Annotated in this window: 17 protein-coding genes; 4 read left to right on the forward strand and 13 right to left on the reverse strand. The window is 44.7% G+C overall.

The genetic code is table 11. From position 1 onward, the window contains the following. Window positions 1-57: 57 nt before the first annotated feature. The 12 genes from JOD82_RS20305 to JOD82_RS20360 all read right to left on the reverse strand — a co-directional run bounded on the left by JOD82_RS20305 (window position 58) and on the right by JOD82_RS20360 (window position 12,819). Window positions 58-306, reverse strand: a complete 249-nt coding sequence (locus JOD82_RS20305; protein ID WP_013309439.1) for an AbrB/MazE/SpoVT family DNA-binding domain-containing protein — start codon at window positions 304-306, stop codon at window positions 58-60. A gap of 375 nt (window positions 307-681) precedes the next feature. Continuing rightward, window positions 682-1,146, reverse strand: coding sequence for a tRNA (uridine(34)/cytosine(34)/5-carboxymethylaminomethyluridine(34)-2'-O)-methyltransferase TrmL (gene trmL, locus JOD82_RS20310; RefSeq protein WP_029516514.1), 465 nt, complete (start codon window positions 1,144-1,146; stop codon window positions 682-684). Window positions 1,147-1,385: 239 nt separating this feature from the next. Next, complete coding sequence (gene serC, locus JOD82_RS20315; protein WP_029516513.1) at window positions 1,386-2,477, reverse strand: 3-phosphoserine/phosphohydroxythreonine transaminase; 1,092 nt, start codon at window positions 2,475-2,477, stop codon at window positions 1,386-1,388. 265 nt (window positions 2,478-2,742) lie between these two features. Then, on the reverse strand, window positions 2,743-4,167 hold the full coding sequence (gene glnA, locus JOD82_RS20320; protein WP_029516512.1) for a type I glutamate--ammonia ligase: 1,425 nt from the start codon (window positions 4,165-4,167) through the stop codon (window positions 2,743-2,745). Window positions 4,168-4,438: 271 nt separating this feature from the next. Next, window positions 4,439-5,476, reverse strand: a complete 1,038-nt coding sequence (gene aroF / locus JOD82_RS20325) for a 3-deoxy-7-phosphoheptulonate synthase (protein ID WP_023987802.1) — start codon at window positions 5,474-5,476, stop codon at window positions 4,439-4,441. Window positions 5,477-5,738: 262 nt separating this feature from the next. Further along, on the reverse strand, window positions 5,739-6,695 hold the full coding sequence (locus JOD82_RS20330; RefSeq protein ID WP_069012821.1) for a 4-hydroxy-3-methylbut-2-enyl diphosphate reductase: 957 nt from the start codon (window positions 6,693-6,695) through the stop codon (window positions 5,739-5,741). Between the two features lie 111 nt (window positions 6,696-6,806). Beyond that, window positions 6,807-8,285 (reverse strand): sensor histidine kinase, encoded by a 1,479-nt coding sequence (locus tag JOD82_RS20335; RefSeq protein ID WP_029516510.1) that lies wholly within the window; start codon window positions 8,283-8,285, stop codon window positions 6,807-6,809. Window position 8,286: 1 nt separating this feature from the next. Beyond that, window positions 8,287-8,976 carry a response regulator transcription factor gene (locus tag JOD82_RS20340; RefSeq protein ID WP_069012822.1) on the reverse strand — a complete coding sequence of 230 codons (690 nt, stop codon included), beginning with the start codon at window positions 8,974-8,976 and terminating at the stop codon, window positions 8,287-8,289. 149 nt (window positions 8,977-9,125) lie between these two features. Further along, a complete protein-coding gene (locus tag JOD82_RS20345) occupies window positions 9,126-10,712 on the reverse strand; it encodes a S1C family serine protease (protein WP_029516508.1) in 1,587 nt (528 codons plus the stop codon). Between the two features lie 195 nt (window positions 10,713-10,907). After that, on the reverse strand, window positions 10,908-11,216 hold the full coding sequence (locus JOD82_RS20350; protein ID WP_069012823.1) for a hypothetical protein: 309 nt from the start codon (window positions 11,214-11,216) through the stop codon (window positions 10,908-10,910). 84 nt (window positions 11,217-11,300) lie between these two features. Further along, entirely contained in the window at window positions 11,301-11,876 is a 576-nt protein-coding gene (locus JOD82_RS20355; protein WP_013309429.1) for a 3D domain-containing protein, read from the reverse strand. Window positions 11,877-11,937: 61 nt separating this feature from the next. After that, complete coding sequence (locus JOD82_RS20360; RefSeq protein ID WP_069012824.1) at window positions 11,938-12,819, reverse strand: putative sporulation protein YtxC; 882 nt, start codon at window positions 12,817-12,819, stop codon at window positions 11,938-11,940. Between the two features lie 239 nt (window positions 12,820-13,058). Here JOD82_RS20360 and JOD82_RS20365 point away from each other — a divergent pair, with 239 nt between their 5' ends. The 4 genes from JOD82_RS20365 (at window position 13,059) to JOD82_RS20380 (ending at window position 16,335) form a co-directional block, all read left to right on the forward strand. After that, a complete protein-coding gene (locus tag JOD82_RS20365; protein WP_069012825.1) occupies window positions 13,059-13,454 on the forward strand; it encodes a hypothetical protein in 396 nt (131 codons plus the stop codon). 208 nt (window positions 13,455-13,662) lie between these two features. Further along, entirely contained in the window at window positions 13,663-14,157 is a 495-nt protein-coding gene (locus JOD82_RS20370) for a cation:proton antiporter regulatory subunit (protein WP_039269782.1), read from the forward strand. Between the two features lie 4 nt (window positions 14,158-14,161). Beyond that, window positions 14,162-15,388, forward strand: a complete 1,227-nt coding sequence (locus tag JOD82_RS20375) for a cation:proton antiporter (RefSeq protein WP_069012826.1) — start codon at window positions 14,162-14,164, stop codon at window positions 15,386-15,388. 83 nt (window positions 15,389-15,471) lie between these two features. Continuing rightward, on the forward strand, window positions 15,472-16,335 hold the full coding sequence (locus tag JOD82_RS20380; RefSeq protein WP_069012827.1) for a YitT family protein: 864 nt from the start codon (window positions 15,472-15,474) through the stop codon (window positions 16,333-16,335). A gap of 95 nt (window positions 16,336-16,430) precedes the next feature. On the opposite strand, the gene mqnC is transcribed toward JOD82_RS20380, so the two are convergent. Beyond that, window positions 16,431-17,564, reverse strand: a complete 1,134-nt coding sequence (gene mqnC / locus JOD82_RS20385) for a cyclic dehypoxanthinyl futalosine synthase (RefSeq protein ID WP_069012828.1) — start codon at window positions 17,562-17,564, stop codon at window positions 16,431-16,433. Between the last annotated feature and the right edge of the window lie 142 nt (window positions 17,565-17,706).

Genomic DNA, 17,706 nt, shown 5'->3' on the forward strand with positions numbered 1-17,706 from the left:
TACGTCTCTATCCGAAAAAAAGCATCACGAACGAATGTCGTGATGCTTTTGCCTCATTTAGGAGGAATACTGTGTCATTTCTGTCAGGCATTGAGCACAAATATAACGGTCTTTGAAATCGTTCACTTGTTCTACTGACCCGCAGAATACACATTTTGGACGGTAACGCTCCAAAATAATGTGGTCACCCTGAACCAAAATTTCGACAGGATCTCCCTCATTCATTTGATATCTTTTACGCAGTGACTTAGGCAAAACTATTCTCCCCAGCTGATCAACTTTACGTACCACACCGGCAGGTTTCATCGTGATCGTACACCTCTCCTATTGAGTAATAACTTACAATTTCTTACCATGCGAAAAACTAGGTACAAAGACACTATTCTTTATGTAGTATTCGCTGTCTTTTTGTCGAATCCTGCTGATCACAGGAAATTTTATTACATTTTTTCATAAAATCATGAACCATATCAAAGTATGGTACAGAATGTCTATAATATTTTTATCGACCGGAAAGCCAATTATTATTAGCCCTAGTTGAGAAATTTCGCAAATTTTTGACCATACAAGCTTGATTTAAGCTCCACTGTCATATACTTTTGAGCAATAAAAGTGAAACTTTTATTAGCAACTAAGGTCCTGGTTCTTTATTCGCATTTATACTTGTTCACCTGATGCTCTTTATGATAAATCCAGAAAATCCATTTGTCTCAGCGCTTCATATACGATAATTGCAGCGGAATTCGACAAGTTTAGAGATCTTACTTTATCAGACATAGGCATCTTGATACATGTATCTGGATTAGCAGCTAACAATTCAGGAGGCAAGCCTTTCGTTTCCTTACCAAATACCAAAAAATCTCCATCCTGAAATGCAATATCACTATACCGCTGATTTGCTTTGGTCGTCGCATAAAAAAAGCGACCTTCCTGATATTTCTCCTGCACTTCAGCAAAAGACTCGTGATATTCAATGTGGACAGCGTACCAATAATCAAGTCCGGCGCGTTTTAACGTGGCATCGTCGGTACGGAAGCCGAGTGGCTTCACCAAATGCAGATGAGTTCCGGTTGCAGCACACGTTCTGGCAATATTCCCTGTGTTGGCCGGGATTTCCGGCTCGACAAGCACAATATGTAATGGCATCTCGTTTCGTTCCCTTCATCATTAAATTCATCAGACAAATAACCTACAGTTTAACCAAAGTGTATACATTGAAAACATACACATTCTTCTATTTTAACAAAATCAGACAGATATGAACATCAAACGACAAAAATTTCAACCCACACCACTAAAAGCCTTCCCCTATACACATTCAGGGAAGGCTCTACATTTACTTTTTCGATTTCAAATATCGTGTATCGAAATATATGTCGACGTAATCAACTGTTACGTTGCTTGAATCCGTCCATAAACTCGGCTAATGCTTGACAGTTCTCCAATGGAACAGCATTGTAGATCGAGGCGCGAAGCCCTCCTACGCTGCGATGTCCCTTCAGTCCGATGAACCCGGCCTGTTCGGATTCCTTAATAAATTGTTTTTCCAGATCCCCATTCGCAAGGCGGAAGGTTACATTCATAATAGAGCGATCAGCGCTGTCCACACAACCACGATAGAAGCCTTCGCTACTGTCAATACGGTCGTATAGCAAAGCAGCCTTCTGCTGGTTCACACGCTCAATACCTTCCAAACCGCCTTCTTCCTGAATCCATTTCAGCACTTCATTCACCATGTATATGGCAAAAGATGGGGGGGTATTGTAGAGAGAGTTATTTTTTTCATATGTGCTATAACGCAACATGGTAGGAATATTGTCCGGTGAGGAAGTCAGCAACTCTTCACGGGCAATCACGACCGTCACACCAGAAGGTCCCAGATTTTTTTGTGCGCCAGCATAAATCAATCCAAATTGAGTAACATCAAAAGGCTTGCAAAAAATATCACTGGACATGTCCACAATCAATGGTACGGAACCCGTATCCGGAAATTGCTTAAATTGTGTACCTTCAATCGTTTCGTTGGACGTCATATGCACATAAGCAGTATTCTCAGGCAAGTCCAAGGAATCCACATTCGGAAGACGCATGTACTTCTCATCAGCGGAGGATGCAGCAATATGAGCCTTGCCCAGTAGCTTGGCTTCTTTATATGCCTTGTCCGACCAGCTACCTGTCATTACATAGCTCCCAGTCTGTCCTTCGCGCAAGAAATTTAAAGGTAGCATTGCAAACTGCGTACTTGCGCCCCCTTGTAGGAATAACACCTTGTAGCCCTGTGGATTGCCCAGCAGAGATAACAGACGTTCCTGCGCCTCATTATGAACAGATTCATACACAGCTCCACGGTGTGACATTTCCATGATCGACATCCCTGTTCCCTGGAAATCTACGAATTCAGCTTGTACACGTTCCAGTACTTTGAGCGGCAATGCCGCTGGTCCTGCATTAAAATTGTAGGCTCTCTTACTCAACAAATTCCCATCCCTTCTCTACTCTGGTGTGGATATTATCGCTATGATAGCAGTATTCATAAATGCGTTCAAGACTTGTATAAAAATGTTTTCAATTTCATTTATGATGTGACAAAGTTGTGAATGTTAACATATTTAACATCTTTATTCTGTGATTTTCACTTTAATATTAAAAGGTCCCCGGCATAAGACCGGAGACCTATTTTGAATAACAAGTGTTACCCGTAAGCTAATGTTTTTTATTCAAAGCAGCTATGCTATCGACTTATTAGCAGTCAAAATACAGGCTGTATTCGTGTGGATGAACACGGATGTTCACCGATTTAGCTTCAGAACGTTTGAGCTCTACATAGTTATCAATAAAGTCCTTCGTAAATACGCCGCCTTCAGTCAAGAATTCGTAGTCAGCTTCCAGAGCGTCCAGAGCCTCATCCAATGAACCAGGTACGCTACGGATTTTACCTTTTTCAGCATCAGACAGCTCGTAGATGTTGCTGTCAAGTGGACCATATCCCAATTCGATTGGGTTCAGTTTGCGCTTGATGCCATCCAGACCCGCCATCAGCATTGCTGAGAAGGCAAGGTAAGGGTTAGCCGTGGAGTCCGGTGTACGGAACTCGATCCGACAGCCTTTAGGAGTAACAGCTGCTACTGGAATACGTACAGCCGCAGAACGGTTACCTTTGGAAAATACCAGGTTAACTGGTGCTTCGTAGCCAGGAACGAGACGTTTGAACGAGTTGGTGCTTGGGTTGGTCAAAGCGATCAACGCAGGTGCGTGGTACAGAATACCGCCAATGTAATGAAGAGCCATTTCGCTCAGATTAGCATAACCACCTTTTTCGTAGAACAAAGGAGTGTCCCCATCGAAAATAGATTGGTGAACGTGCATACCGCTTCCGTTATCCCCAAAAATCGGTTTCGGCATGAATGTTGCCACTTTACCATATTGACGAGCTGTGTTGTGTACAATGTATTTATAAACGAGCAGGTTATCTGCTGTTTTCTTGAGTGTGTCAAAACGGAAGTTGATTTCCGCTTGGCCTGCCGTAGCTACCTCATGGTGATGGCGCTCAATTCTCAGACCTGCTTCTTCAAGCAAACGGCACATTTCACTACGGATATCTTGTTGGGTGTCTACTGGCGCTACAGGTACATATCCGCCCTTCACTCCCACTTTAAAGCCCAGGTTGCCGCCTTCTTCCTTACGGTTCGTGTTCCAAGCTGCTTCCTCGGAATCTACGAAGAAGGAGGAGCTATTCATGCCGCTTTCGTAGCGTACATCATCAAAGATGAAAAACTCGGACTCAGGTGCAAAAAATGCTGCTGTGCCGACTCCTGCGGATTGCAGAAATTCCTCAGCTTTTTTTGCAATGCCGCGAGGATCGCGGTCGTATTTTTCGCCATCTGGCGTAGCAATGTCACACAGAATATTCAGTGTAGGATGCTGAGTGAAAGGGTCAATAAAAACCGCTTCTGCATCGGGCAGCATAACCATGTCGGATTCCTCGATGCCACGATAGCCGGGAATGGAAGAACCGTCGAAAGCAACACCGTTAACAAATGTTTCTGCATCTACTTCGGAAGCTGGCAATGAAATATGGTGAGCACGACCAGACAAATCTACAAAACGAAAATCTACCCACTCAATATTATTTTCCTGAATTGTTTTCAATACGTTTTCAACGGACATGTCTTCTTCCTCCCAATTTTTCCGAACATTAAGTCTTATACAACCCTGAAATGTTCATGATCGAATGTTTTTTTCTGTCGTCATTATAAATCTCAAACATGACACGGGTCAATAGCTATGTAAGGTATTTTTTAAACTAATGTTAGATATGCTTACGCCCTTGATAACATTTGGATAGCACAAAAAGCCCGAAACATCGGGCTTTTAGGCAATTTAAATCTCATTACTGCGTTGCAGCAAAACTTTTATGCATTAATGTTAAACATTGGTTTTAGGCAATGGTACTAGGCGTGTGAAATGTTTTCCCCACAGCAGGAGCCAATATTTCCAAATCTTTTAGTAAATCTGAAAATTGATCCGGGAACAGGGATTGCACACCATCACCCGTCATCGAGTTGTCGGGATCTGTATGCATTTCAATAATTAGTCCGTCCGCTCCGGCAGCAACCGAAGCCTTCGTCATAGGAACAACCAATTCACGTCTACCCGTGCCATGGCTAGGATCAGAAATAACTGGCAAATGGCTCAATTGTTGCAACACAGGGATCGCGGACAAATCGAGTGTATTTCTGGTGTAGGTTTCAAATGTGCGGATACCGCGCTCACACAGCATAACATTCGGATTGCCACCTGCCAGGATGTACTCGGCAGCATTCAAAAACTCGTCATAAGTCGAGCTAAAACCGCGTTTGAGCAACACTGGCTTGCCGCAAGTTCCCAACTTGCGCAGCAGATCAAAGTTTTGCATATTACGTGTACCTACTTGCAGGATATCGGCATATTCCGCACAAATGTCTACGTATTCAGGTGTCATGACCTCTGTGATGGTCAGGAGGTCGTGCTTTTGGCCGGCCTCAGCCATCATGATCAGTCCTTCTACACCAGTTCCCTGGAAGCTGTAAGGCCCTGTACGCGGCTTAAAGGCACCTCCACGGAGAACTTGCGCACCTGCTGCTTTGACCAATCCGGCAATCTCATCTATCTGTGCAGCAGACTCAACGGCACATGGTCCACCCATAATGACAAGCTCGCCCCCACCGATATTTACACCTTTAATGGAGATAACCGTATTTTCCGGATGAAAATCACGGCTGGCCAATTTATAGGACTTCGATATTTTAACCACATTTTCTACGCCTTTCATTTGACGCAGATGTTCAGCCAGCTTGGGCTCTACGCTACCGATCAGTCCGATGATCGTGCGATCCGATCCCCTTGATACATGAGCCTGCAATCCTTCTTTCTCAATAACTTCAACAATAGCTTGAATATGCTCTTCAGGTGTTTGAACACCAGCGATAACGATCATTTTTTTCTTCCTCTCTATGAAACATATTTTATTAACCAGTAATAGATTGATATTATGACACTTAGACGCTTGTTCGCTTTTAAGCTTTTATTCGTTAAAGCAACTATACCTGTTTTAGCTATACTCGTCAAGGTTTAATTATCCCGAATTATTCAATATTCAAACTTAGTGAAGCTTACCGGATAATATCTATAAATTTAAACAATTGAAAAGCCGCTATCCGGATGGTTGTATCCGAATAACGGCTGTAATCAATTGCATACTATTTCGTCGTTTTTGACTTCTCTCGTACAGGAGGCAGCAGTTTTTTCATATCTATGGTTCGCTGAATCTCCCACGTATCCGGGTTAGCCGCATCATACTGCTCCAAATACGTAATAACCTCTTTGGTAATCAGTGTCGGCGTTGAAGCCCCAGAAGTCACAGCCACTTTGGCTACGCCCTCAAGCCACTCTCTCTTCAGCTCGCTTACATCAGAAATACGATAAGCTGTTGTACCAGCAATTTCCTCCGACACCTGAGCCAATCGGTTTGAATTGTTACTGCGTGGATCACCGACAACGATCACCAGATCCGCCTGTCCAGCTTGCTCAGCTACCGCTTCCTGACGTACCTGCGTCGCCAAACAGATTTCATTGTGTATCTCAGCACCCGGGAACTTCTCCAGCAGCTTCTTCATAATGTGCTTGATGTCCCATTGGCTCATGGTCGTCTGATTCGTGATAAGGATTTTGCCAGCTGGCAACGTAAGACTGTCGATCTCTTCTTCCTTTTCAATCAGATGAACATGGTCAGGAGCAATACCGATAGCTCCCTCCGGCTCTGGATGATTCTTTTTGCCAATATAAACAATCTGGTAGCCTTCGGCAGACTTCTCCCGAATCAGATCATGCGTTTTTGTGACGTCAGGGCAAGTCGCGTCTACCGTAGTCAGCCCCTTGTCTCGTGCCAGCTTGCGTACCTCTGGTGATACGCCATGAGCAGTAAAGATAACAGTGCCGCTCTCTACCTGGCTTAAAATCTCCATACGGTTCGGGCCGTCCAGTGTAATAATCCCTTCGTCTTCAAAGGAATTCGTGACATGACTGTTATGCACGATCATGCCCAATATATAAATAGGCCGGGGTAAGTCCAGATTTCTGGCTGCCTGACGAGCCAATACCATGGCATCGACTACGCCGTAGCAGTAACCCCGGGGCGAAATTCTGAGTACTTCCAAAATGAGCCCCCGCTTTCTTCGACACAGTATACAGCTCCGATAACTCGGTAGCTGTGGGCATCCAAGCCTTTACCGGCCAATTCTATGATGTAGTTGCCTTCCTATTATAGCCTATTCCAAAGGCGCGGAAAAGCTGACCGGAAGCCAGATGACAAATGTCGTTCCTTCTCCTTGACGCGTAACCACTTCCACAGACCCGTGATGTTCATCAATAATCCACTTGGCAATAGACAGCCCCAATCCAATTCCCTCTGTCACCCCGCGCGACTCATCTGCCCGGTAAAAGCGGTCAAAAATAAAGGGAACCTCACTCTTGTCCATTCCAATGCCCGTATCACTGATCCGTAGCCCTACCTGTCCTTGATAAACAATGGCATCAAATCGGACCGTGCCTTCAGGTGTGTATTTGAATGCATTATCAATGAAAATGAATAGCATTTGCTGTAAATAATCCTTGCTCCCATCCATATAAATACCATTCAGCAACGAAAAATCTCCCACATTCCATTCGGCCGTTCGCTCTAAAAACTGAGCACGACGGGCAACCTCACTTACAAGGGGTTCCAGCGCAACGGGAGTCTTATCGAACGTTTTCCCTGTGTCTGCTCTCGCAAGTGACAACATATCACTCACCAAACGACTCATCCGTTTGCCTTCATCTGCCATGTCATTTAATGCCTCCATAGAAAGCTCACGAATCATCTCTTCATCCATATTCGGTCGCTCTCCTGGTTCGGTAGTCCACATTTTGAGCAAAAAATCAACGTTGCCACGGATCGTCGTTAGCGGCGTACGAAGCTCATGGGAAGCATCAGCCACAAAGCGGCGCTGTGCACCGTACGCATCTTCCAACTCCTTGTAAAACACCTCTGTACGCCCCAGCATGTTGTTAACTGTCCCGATTAATTGTCCAATTTCATCTGGTGGTCCGTCATATTCAATCCGAACACTCAAATCATTACTGGATTGAATCTGATTTGCCCCCTCAATTACCTTGACCAGCGGCTTCATAGACTTGCGGGCCAGAAAGAGACCTGAAGTCGCAGCAGCAAGTAATGCAAACAACGAACCATATACAAGCACATTTTGCAACCTGTTCATGAGTCGATCCTGAGAGCCCGTGAATTGTCCTACCTGTAGCAACCCGACTACCAAGCCCAACTCCTCGGACTTAATGGGCTGTTGGTAAATCATAAAGGTATCCCCATTTACGTTCACACGCCGGATTCCCTCATTTTGAACTGCTCCTGTCGCTGTAGATGGAACAGGGAAGGTGATATTGAGGTCTTTCATGTTTTGGGTGGTTTTGGTAACACCTGATGTATAATTGTAAATTTGTACATATAGCTGTGAATCATCAATTCCACGTTCTTGCACTAAACCCAAATCCAGATTGGGGACTTCAAATAACCCCCCTTTAATTGTAAGCAGTAGCTGCTTGTTAATCCGTGGCGCCTGAGTCGTAAGCTGACTTTTTACTTCATTGTATGTGTAATAATAAACCAGTCCGTAAATAGCCAGACCAAAAATGACAAGCACTATAGCCAAGATGCTCGAATACCAAGCTGTCAGCCGCCACCGAATAGACATATTACACATCACCTCTTAAAATGTAGCCAGCTCCCCGAATTGTACGAATGAGACGTTTACCGCCATCCTGCTCCGTTTTTTGTCGTAGCATGGCAACATATACTTCGAGCACATTCGATTCTCCGCTATAGTCATAGCCCCAAATTTTGTCCATAATCAGATCACGCGACAGAACACGCTTCGGGTTTTGCATGAACAAATGGAGCAGTTCAAATTCTTTGGCCGTCAGTTCCAAGCGTTTGCCGCCACGAACCACTTCACGGGATTCGTTATCCAGTTGTAAATCCTCGAAGGTAAGTCTATTTCCGTTATTGCCCTGTTGTTCGGTTTTACGCCGCAAAAGCGCTCGCACTCGTGCCAGCAACTCCTCCAGAGCAAACGGCTTGACGAGATAATCATCGGCCCCTAGATCCAAGCCTTTAACCCGATTCTCAACCTCATCCTTGGCTGTAAGCATTAGGACAGGTACCGTGCTCCCCCCCTCCCGCATGCGACGGCATACCTCAAAACCATCGACTTGCGGCATCATTACATCCAGCACGACTACATCAGGCTCAGCTGTCAGCATTTTATTTAATCCCTCTGCTCCATTGGCGGCTGTCAGCACTTCATAGCCTTCAAATGCCAGCCCTCTGCGCAGCATGGAAACAATTTTTTCATCGTCATCAATGATCAAAATAGTAGAACGCATACACGATCGAACTCCTTTATCTCTTCTTTTCCCTCTATTGTAGCAGGAGTACACGCGCGTAGCATCTCGCTACTTCATACAGCAAGAAACGGAAGGGAACTTCCTTCCGTTTCTTGCGTGCACATGTTCATTTTTGTAAAGTTATCATCTTATTGCTGGAGCGTCGAGCTAAAGTCATTTTTGTTGCCAATTTTCAGTTGAACATCTTTTTTCTGCCCAGCTCGTTCGATGTTAAGCGTCAGTGCTGTACCCACTTTTTGTTTTTGAATGAACTGGATCAGCTCTTGTGATGTGCTATAAGGCGTGCCATTGGCTCCGATAATCACATCGTAAGGACGCAGATCAGCCTGATAAGCTGGTGATTTGTATATAATATCCCGCACAACCGAGCCTTCGGTCAGGGTTGTTCCCAGTTCTTTGGCTACTTCAGGACTCAAATTTAACAGACTTGCACCAATGAAAGGCACAGGTTCTTTAGGGATAGGCTGGTTATTTTTCAGCTTATCGACGACTTCCAAAATCGTATTGGACGGAATCGCAAACCCGATTCCCTGTGCGTCTGCACTAACAGCTACGTTCATACCGATAACTTGCCCTTGCAGATTTAACAGCGGTCCACCAGAGTTACCAGGGTTAATGGACGCATCCGTCTGAATGAGATGCTTGTATTGCGTCGGTTTTCCAGTTGATTCACTATTAATGGTGATCGTACGTTCTTTCGCACTTAGCACCCCGGCTGTTACCGAATGCTCAAAGCCTTCAGGGTTGCCAATTGCGACCATCCACTCGCCGACTTTAGCGTTATCGGAGTCACCCAAAGTTACTGTCGGAAAGTTATTTTTGCCTTCAATTTTAAGTACCGCCAAATCAAGATCAGCATTTTTGCCCAAGACTTTGGCTTCGTAAGGCTTATTAGTTCCCTCTACTGTAACCTGAACCACACTCGCCCCTTCAACAACATGGTTATTGGTTAGGACGTAACCCGATTTATCAAAAATAAAACCGGAACCAATACCAAGCGGAGTCAGCTGTCCGCTGTTGCTACCTTCATTTTCATTACTGTTACCGCTGCTGCCACTGTCACCATACTGATTACCGAAAAAGTATTGATACAGCGGGTCATTGTAATAAGGGCTACTTTGTCTGCCGCTGCTGCCACTGGTTTGTTTGGCAAGCGTTTCGATTTTGACGACTGCCGGTCCAGCCTTAGCCACAACAGATTGAACATCAGCGGTACCTGAAGGCATCACAGCCGGAACTGCGCTTGGAGTCGAACTGGTTGTTCCTGAATTAGTCGTTTCTCCGCTTTCAGCTGCCGCCGAAGTCAACGCCGTCTCGGGTGTGAACATATTTGTTCGGTCAGCTGTATACATCAATACTGTAATGACCAGCATCCCGGCCAAAAAAGATAAGAAAATTGTTTTCACCTGCGACTTGGGCTTATTCGGTTTGAATTGCCAGTTGCCGCCATTTCGACCCGAACCATCCTGTTGCTCAGGCATAGCACGATGGTATGAGGGAGGAAGGGGTCTTACTGCCTGCGGTGGCGTGATCTCAACATCTTTTTCCACCGACTGCCCTTCCTTACGTTGTCCGTCCGATTGAACTGAAGAAAAAGGGCCGTAAGAATAATAATATGAGGAACCGTTCGAATCGTTTTGCCGAGTTACGTTATCGGTATCAACCTGATCGTTGTCGTTCCGGCGTCCGGAGTTATTATTTTTAAATTCGTCCATTGTATATCTCCTCCCAAACCCTATGCTTCAAGGTGGTGTTGTTTAACTGACTTTATTTTGCACTTTAAACCTTAATTCCACCTTAAAAACAATTAAAAAGGAGATAAAACCTTAGACCTATTTGTACCTAACCACTTTACTCAAAACGAAATGCCCCGGATATAATCCGGAGCATAATCGATTGTATATGCTTTTTTATTTCGTGTTAAAGTTTTCGTCGAACTTTTCATTCGGTGTTTGAGCATTGTTTTGAATTTTGTTGCGACTAGAGTTTTGAACTTTTTGTGCTACTGCACCTGTACCGCCTTGATCTGTTGCAAATTCTTCATCATACTTCTCATTTGGTGTCTGGAAGTTGTCTTGAATTTTATTTTGTTCAGACTGCTTTACCTTTTGTGAAACAACACCTACCGTATTGTCTTGTGCAAATTCCGCTCTGAACTGATTTCCTGTGCTTGCATTGAAGCCTTTGTTCGTGAAAGAACTTCCGCCTTGATTTGGCATAATTCTCAACCTCCCAGTATGTTTTGTGGGATAAACTCATCCCGCAACATAGTATGTGATGTTGGAAAAAACAATATTCAAGGATTATATGGAAGCATCCAGTGTCGCGGTCGGAATGGTTTTATGCGTTTCTATCGCCTTTTGGAGCGATTTCACCATCTTTTCCGTACATTTTCCGTTACCTTTTTTTATAATTTGAACATCCACATCTTTCTTGCCCCATTCAGAATACACCTGCCGGGTTGTTTTAAAATACAAATCAATTTTATTGCCCTTAATCGCAGAACCTGTATCTGCTACAATCCCGTATCCATAACCAGGAATGTACAATATGCTTCCCAAAGGAAACGTTTTGGGATCAGCCGCAATCGTAGACAGCGTGTTCTTGTCACGACGCACTTTTACACCGGAATACGTAATACCGTAACCGGGATGACTTGGCCGTTTGCCAGTCGATTCATAGCCTGCTGTATATCCTGTTGCTGTGACCGTCATGGTCGTAATAACCTGCTCTTCACGTGGAGCTAAAACAGGTGTGGACTGCCATTTCTTATGCTGGACCGGTTCTTTGTGACCGTAAACTTCATTGCCGGGCAATACCAGACAGGTTGCGATTAACACGGTTCCCAAAATCCGTTTCCATACCAACATGGATCTCATAAAAAACCTCCCCTTGAGGCAAAGGCTTTCCAGAAATCCATTGGTTTATACGAACAGATTATTATTTTTGAACATCCTGACCTGGATAAAATCTGCTCAGCTTCACTTTATCTTCAAAAATATGCAGGAGTGTCCGCACTATGGGGGTGTGCTCATCGTCTGTATGCAATATAATGGAAGCAGGAGAAATCGAAATAAGGGTGCTCACGATTCGATCCTCGACCTCCATTTCCAGTTCAATGCCTGGCATCTCGACAATGATGTCATCTGCATCGGGAGTCGGTATCGGCACCATGGCACTATCCAGAATCGTAAAATTATGTCCGCCTTGGTGAAGTACGTGTACGAGCGGAACTTTGCTTTCCTGAAAAAAAACAAAATATTTAAGCAACCCCATAAATTCTTCGTATTGCCGATCTGCCCAGAATTCTTCCATGGCATAGTCGACGATTTCTTCAAGCTCTTTTTTATACGCATGGAGCCTAAATTGAATCAGTCCTTCCAAATTGATCACACGAAGCTCCTTAAAATCCTTCTCCAGGAGAGTGGTCAGCTTACCATGACGCTTCAAACGACCTCTCGGGCCATCATCGTTTAACAGTGAACGAATCATACTGCGAATTTGCTCTGTATCCTCTTTCTCCAGCAGCGAACAGGCTTTGGTGAGAATGAGATTAAGCAGCCCCCACTCCTTGACCTCGATAATATAATCCGCTATTGCCGAAGACATGATGCTGTATACACAGGGGAGAAAGCTTTCAAACGCCGAATTGCTTTCTGTGCCCTTGCAGGTCCATGCCACTTTGTTGTCCAGCTGTCTGAAAGTGAATCGAAATCCGCGCCGTGACATATGTAGCCCCTTTGTTCTACTTTTGACCACTTCGTAAAACCGGTCGGTTTCCTGATCTCCGTTTGTATTGGTCCACACTGTAAACAGTTCCATTGGCTCACTCCTTTCGATCACTGCTTTCAGTATATGGCGGCCTCTGAAGGGTTATACGAAGTGAACGACTGGAAACAGAAAGACATAGTCAAAAGAGGATGATCAGGTTTCAAAAAGCCGGTTGGCGTGTTATAAACAATTACTGTGGTATAGGAAAAAAACGAAAGACGTTTGAATATTTAGGGTGGGGTATGTTAAGGTTAATTAATATGAATTTTTCACAAGAGGGAGGAGATAAGATGTCAACGATGCTGAACATGCTGCGTACATTCATGATCGTCATATTGAGCCTCGTTCAGATTTTGTCCCTTCCTGTGACGTTTCATGCGGAAGACACTACTCAATCCCTTCAGTTTACTGCGGGATCTTCTCTCCTGTCTCATGCTGATGTTTCCTCGTTAGAAACCGATTCTCACGGTCTGGAGCACCATCCCAAACCAGCTATACGCAAATCCTCCCCTTTACTTCATCTGGTGATCGCTGCGGCCAAATCACTTCCCTTTGTCATTTTGATAGCGTTTGTGCTGCTATTGAGCATCCCTAAACTACGTCTGCCTTTTATTCCTGTCATTTGCAAACTAAAGAAGCAATTGTACTTGTTCCCCATCAAATTTACCTCTAGTTATGTGGCTTAACCTCCCTTAAGCATGCACATCACCACATTTGCATGTCTATTTGTTAACCGTTCCCAATAAGTGTAATACGTTAAGTATATTTATCAGGTTTTCTATGTTAATTTATAAAATTTAATACAAAAAGAAAGTTTCCATGTCACTCCCAAAGCATGTGATTTATTTCCCATACCATTCATTTAAATAACGTATCGCACAGGAGGCTTTACAAATGGATATTCGAGAGTCTATTTTGCCAGGAATCGGGATTAAGTATCGAATAGATGCAGAGAGTGGCGACCGAATTGTCATTATTATTCATGATGATGGCAGGCGTGAGTTGTATCACTTTGATTACGAGGATTTGGAACAAAGTATTTCTATGACAACCCTGAATGATCAGGAAGCACGATTGGTAGCCTCCATCATCGGGGGTATGACTTATAAGCCGAAACAGCTTGAAAGTGTAGAAATGACGTTTGACGATTTTATTATCGAATGGTATAGAGTGGAATCTCACTATGCAAGTGTTGGCAAATCCATCGGTGAGCTGGATATTAGACAAAATTCGGGAGCCACTGTTATTGCCATTGTGGAGAAAAAGGGAATGAAATATGTAAATCCTGGTCCTGAAGTGATTATTAACGATGATGCCACTGTAGTTGTTGTTGGGGAACGCGATCAGCAAAAACGCTTTAAACAAATCCTTATGAACGGAAGCGGGTGATTGGATGGATCATCTGGTATTTGAGGTTGGATTGGCTATTGCTCTCATCGCTGCAGCCGGACTTATTTCCTCCAAACTGCGCTTCTCGGTCATCCCTTTTTATATCCTGATCGGAATGGCAGTTGGACCGCATGCGATGGAGCTATGGCATTTTGATTTTCGCTTTATCGAAAGCGCCCCTTTTATTGATTTTATGGGAAGAATCGGAGTGCTGTTTCTTCTCTTCTACTTGGGTCTGGAGTTTTCAGTAGGTCGGTTAATTAAATCAGGCCGCTCCATTGCCGTGGGTGGCACCATTTATATTGGCATCAATTTCACACTGGGGCTGGCTCTTGGCTTCCTGAGCGGCTTTCCTGTAGCAGAAACACTGGTTATCGCCGGAATTACAACCATATCATCCAGTGCTATTGCTGCGAAGGTGCTGGTAGATCTCAAGCGGACTGCCAATGCTGAAACTGAAATGATTTTGGGCATTATTATGTTCGAGGATGTTTTCCTCGCCGTATACATCTCCATCCTCTCCGGATTGGTTCTTAGCGATTCATCCTCGCTCGGGGGTGTACTGCTATCAGCGCTAATCGCGCTTGGCTTTATGCTTGCAGTCATTATTATGGGTCGTAAGGCCGTCCCTCTGTTAAATCGGATTCTCCGTATTCGCTCCAATGAGGTATTCGGACTTGTTGTTTTCGGCTCCCTGTTTCTGGTGGCTGGTTTTTCGGAAACGATTCATGTGGCGGAAGCTATCGGCGCCCTGTTAGTCGGTCTCGTACTGGCCGAAACGGAACATGCCAAACGGATCGAGCATTTAATTGTTCCTTTCCGCGATTTCTTTGGCGCTCTGTTCTTTTTCAGCTTTGGGCTATCCATTGATCCACTGTCCCTAGGAGGAAACGCGATATGGCTTGCGCTGGCAGCAGTCGTTCTCACGTTATTTGGGAACATTTGGGCAGGAATGTTGGCTGGGCGTACGGCCTCCTTATCTCCCAAAGCGTCAGCAAATATCGGACTGACCATTGTGGCACGGGGTGAATTTTCGATTATCATGGCCAACTTGGGTAAAGAAGGTGGTTTACTTGATATTGTTCAACCTTTTGCAGCCATCTATGTACTCATACTGGCCATTCTTGGACCACTTCTCACAAAGCAGTCAAAACCTATTTTTAATATGTTAAACAAAATATTCAAGTTCAAGGACCCCCGCCTACGAAAAGAAGAAAGTAACTCGGCGTAACTGTAAAGCTGGATACGACAATCCATAGGAGGGAAGGCTATGCCGCACGCTATTAAACATGCCGAAACTCTATGAGGCGGCTTGTGAAGCCCGCTTCAGAAGATGCGAGCAGGTTCCCTGTCTTTTATACGGTGATTGGCGGAATTACGGCATCCGTCGGTCTGGAATTGTTTTTGCATCCGCATGATATGATCGCTGGAGGCGTCACGGGGATCTCCAGACTCATGTCGCTTTATACACAAGAGCATTTTGGGTTATTGCTATTCGTTTTGAACTTGCCACTCATGCTGCTGTATTCATTATCCACTCACAAACCCATGCTGCTCCGTGCACTACCCGGCTTGTTCGCCTTTTCAGGCTCAGCCATCATTCTTTCGCCTTTTCCGGCAGTGAGCGGCCATCCGGTCGTATGTGCTTTGGGCGGCGGAATCTGTATCGGTCTTGGCGCAGGGCTGGCAGCTCGTCACGGTGGTCTGCTTGATTCACTAGGACTTAACGAAACAGGCGATGGCCGTCCATCCACATTGTTGCTAACACACCGCAAGATTCCGTTAATACAGATTGTTATGCTATGTAACGGTCTGCTGCTCATTACAGCTGGCTTTGTGCTAGGCTGGGAGCCAGCTCTATATTCAGCCTTATCCTGCCTCGCCGCCTACGAAACGACCCGGCTGATGTTTACCGGTCTGACGCGTATGGTTTGTGTTGTCAGCAAGAAGCAGCCAACCGTCGAGGATGCTATATATCGCAGGTTGCGTATACACAGCACGCCTGTTGAAGGCTCTGCCCAGATAGAGGGCAAGATCAAAAGCGAATCTGAGGATAAAAAAGAACAAATGGTCATCGTTTACAGCGTTCATCTGTTGGATTTGCAGCGCTTTAAGGCAGTCATCCAAATGGCAGACCCGCAAGCTGAGATCATGTATATGAAACGATGGAAAGCATAGCAAAGTAACACATCAAAAAACGCTTATCTGCACTAATCTATGTATAACGATTAGTACAGATAGGCGTTTTGTAATGAACACTATATTAACGGATATTAATTCTGCATGATAAAATCATGTTCAATACTGCTGGCACTGTCAAAAGTACGAATAATATCATAACGGGTATTACGCTGTGCCGGAATGTGACCCGTCTCGCGGATCAACTGTAAAATGGATTCAATGTTAACCTTATACGTTGCGCCTGCAGCGGAAACTACGTTTTCCTCAATCATGGTGCTACCAAAATCATCGCAACCGTAGTACAACGATTTTTTACCGATTTCAGGTCCCATAGTTACCCATGAGGATTGAATATGCTTGATGTTATCCAATACAAGACGACTGATCGCAACGGTCTTCAGATATTCCTCCGGCGTCTGACGTTCCTTCTTCAGGTTGGTATTGTCTGGCTGGAAGGTCCAAGGAATAAAGGCCAAAAATCCTTCAGAATTATATTTGTTTTCAATGCATTCGTCCTGAGCATCACGAACACGCAACAAATGCAGCGCACGCTCCTCCATCAACTCGCCAAAGCCAATAACCATCGTAGCAGTCGTGTTCATCCCAACCTTATGAGCCGTTTGCATGACATCCATCCAATCACGCCAAGAGCCTTTGAGACGGCTAATTTTGCGGCGTGTGCGGTCATCCAAAATTTCTCCACCTCCGCCCGGAAGCGAATCCAATCCAGCTTCATGAATGGCGCGGATTGTTTCTTCCATAGAAAGACCAGATTTCTCCTTCATTTTGTGAATTTCAGCTGGCGAGAAGGAGTGCATCGTAATATCGGGAAAACGCTCCTTGATATCTTTCAGCAAATCGGTATAATAACTGAACGGCAGATTCGGGTTCACACCGCCTTGCATTAGAATTTCGGTGCCACCTACTTCCTGCGTTTCCTTGATCTTCTGAAAGATCACCTCATCCGGCAAAACATAACCTTCATCAGAACCTGGTCTACGATAAAAAGCGCAGAAGCGACAGTATACGTCACACACGTTTGTATAGTTAATATTTCGTCCGATAACGAAGGTTTTAACGGGATCGGGATGCATGCGATTCATGACTTTATTCGCCGCATGACCGATTTTTTCTACCTCGTCTGATTCGAACAAAGCAACGGTATCCTCTAAATTCAGGCGTTCGCCGCGTAGGGCTTTATCTAAAATATGGTCGATTACACTCATGGTGTATCCTCCTTCGCTGTCACAGGGCGACGAAATGAACGACAGGACTTATGAACGAGAATGCTTTCACAAACCTGCGTTCGAACCCTGCCGTAATGTATGTTCATGACTAGCCTTGTATGTTGTCTGTGCTATTTAGCAT

Source organism: Paenibacillus sp. 1182 (assembly GCF_017833915.1).
Classification (GTDB): Bacteria; Bacillota; Bacilli; order Paenibacillales; family Paenibacillaceae; genus Paenibacillus; species Paenibacillus polymyxa_D.

Excerpts from the sequence above, each read along its gene's own strand:
- mqnC (WP_069012828.1), bottom strand. The coding sequence starts at position 17,564 with ATGAGTGTAATCGACCATATTTTAGATAAAGCCCTACGCGGCGAACGC.
- aroF (WP_023987802.1), bottom strand. The coding sequence starts at position 5,476 with ATGATCGTTATCGCTGGTGTTCAAACACCTGAAGAGCATATTCAAGCT.
- JOD82_RS20355 (WP_013309429.1), bottom strand. The coding sequence starts at position 11,876 with ATGAGATCCATGTTGGTATGGAAACGGATTTTGGGAACCGTGTTAATC.
- JOD82_RS20345 (WP_029516508.1), bottom strand. The coding sequence starts at position 10,712 with ATGGACGAATTTAAAAATAATAACTCCGGACGCCGGAACGACAACGAT.
- JOD82_RS20375 (WP_069012826.1), top strand. The coding sequence starts at position 14,162 with ATGGATCATCTGGTATTTGAGGTTGGATTGGCTATTGCTCTCATCGCT.
- JOD82_RS20360 (WP_069012824.1), bottom strand. The coding sequence starts at position 12,819 with ATGGAACTGTTTACAGTGTGGACCAATACAAACGGAGATCAGGAAACC.
- JOD82_RS20370 (WP_039269782.1), top strand. The coding sequence starts at position 13,663 with ATGGATATTCGAGAGTCTATTTTGCCAGGAATCGGGATTAAGTATCGA.
- JOD82_RS20340 (WP_069012822.1), bottom strand. The coding sequence starts at position 8,976 with ATGCGTTCTACTATTTTGATCATTGATGACGATGAAAAAATTGTTTCC.
- JOD82_RS20350 (WP_069012823.1), bottom strand. The coding sequence starts at position 11,216 with ATGCCAAATCAAGGCGGAAGTTCTTTCACGAACAAAGGCTTCAATGCA.
- JOD82_RS20365 (WP_069012825.1), top strand. The coding sequence starts at position 13,059 with ATGTCAACGATGCTGAACATGCTGCGTACATTCATGATCGTCATATTG.
- trmL (WP_029516514.1), bottom strand. The coding sequence starts at position 1,146 with ATGCCATTACATATTGTGCTTGTCGAGCCGGAAATCCCGGCCAACACA.
- glnA (WP_029516512.1), bottom strand. The coding sequence starts at position 4,167 with ATGTCCGTTGAAAACGTATTGAAAACAATTCAGGAAAATAATATTGAG.
- JOD82_RS20335 (WP_029516510.1), bottom strand. The coding sequence starts at position 8,285 with ATGTCTATTCGGTGGCGGCTGACAGCTTGGTATTCGAGCATCTTGGCT.
- JOD82_RS20305 (WP_013309439.1), bottom strand. The coding sequence starts at position 306 with ATGAAACCTGCCGGTGTGGTACGTAAAGTTGATCAGCTGGGGAGAATA.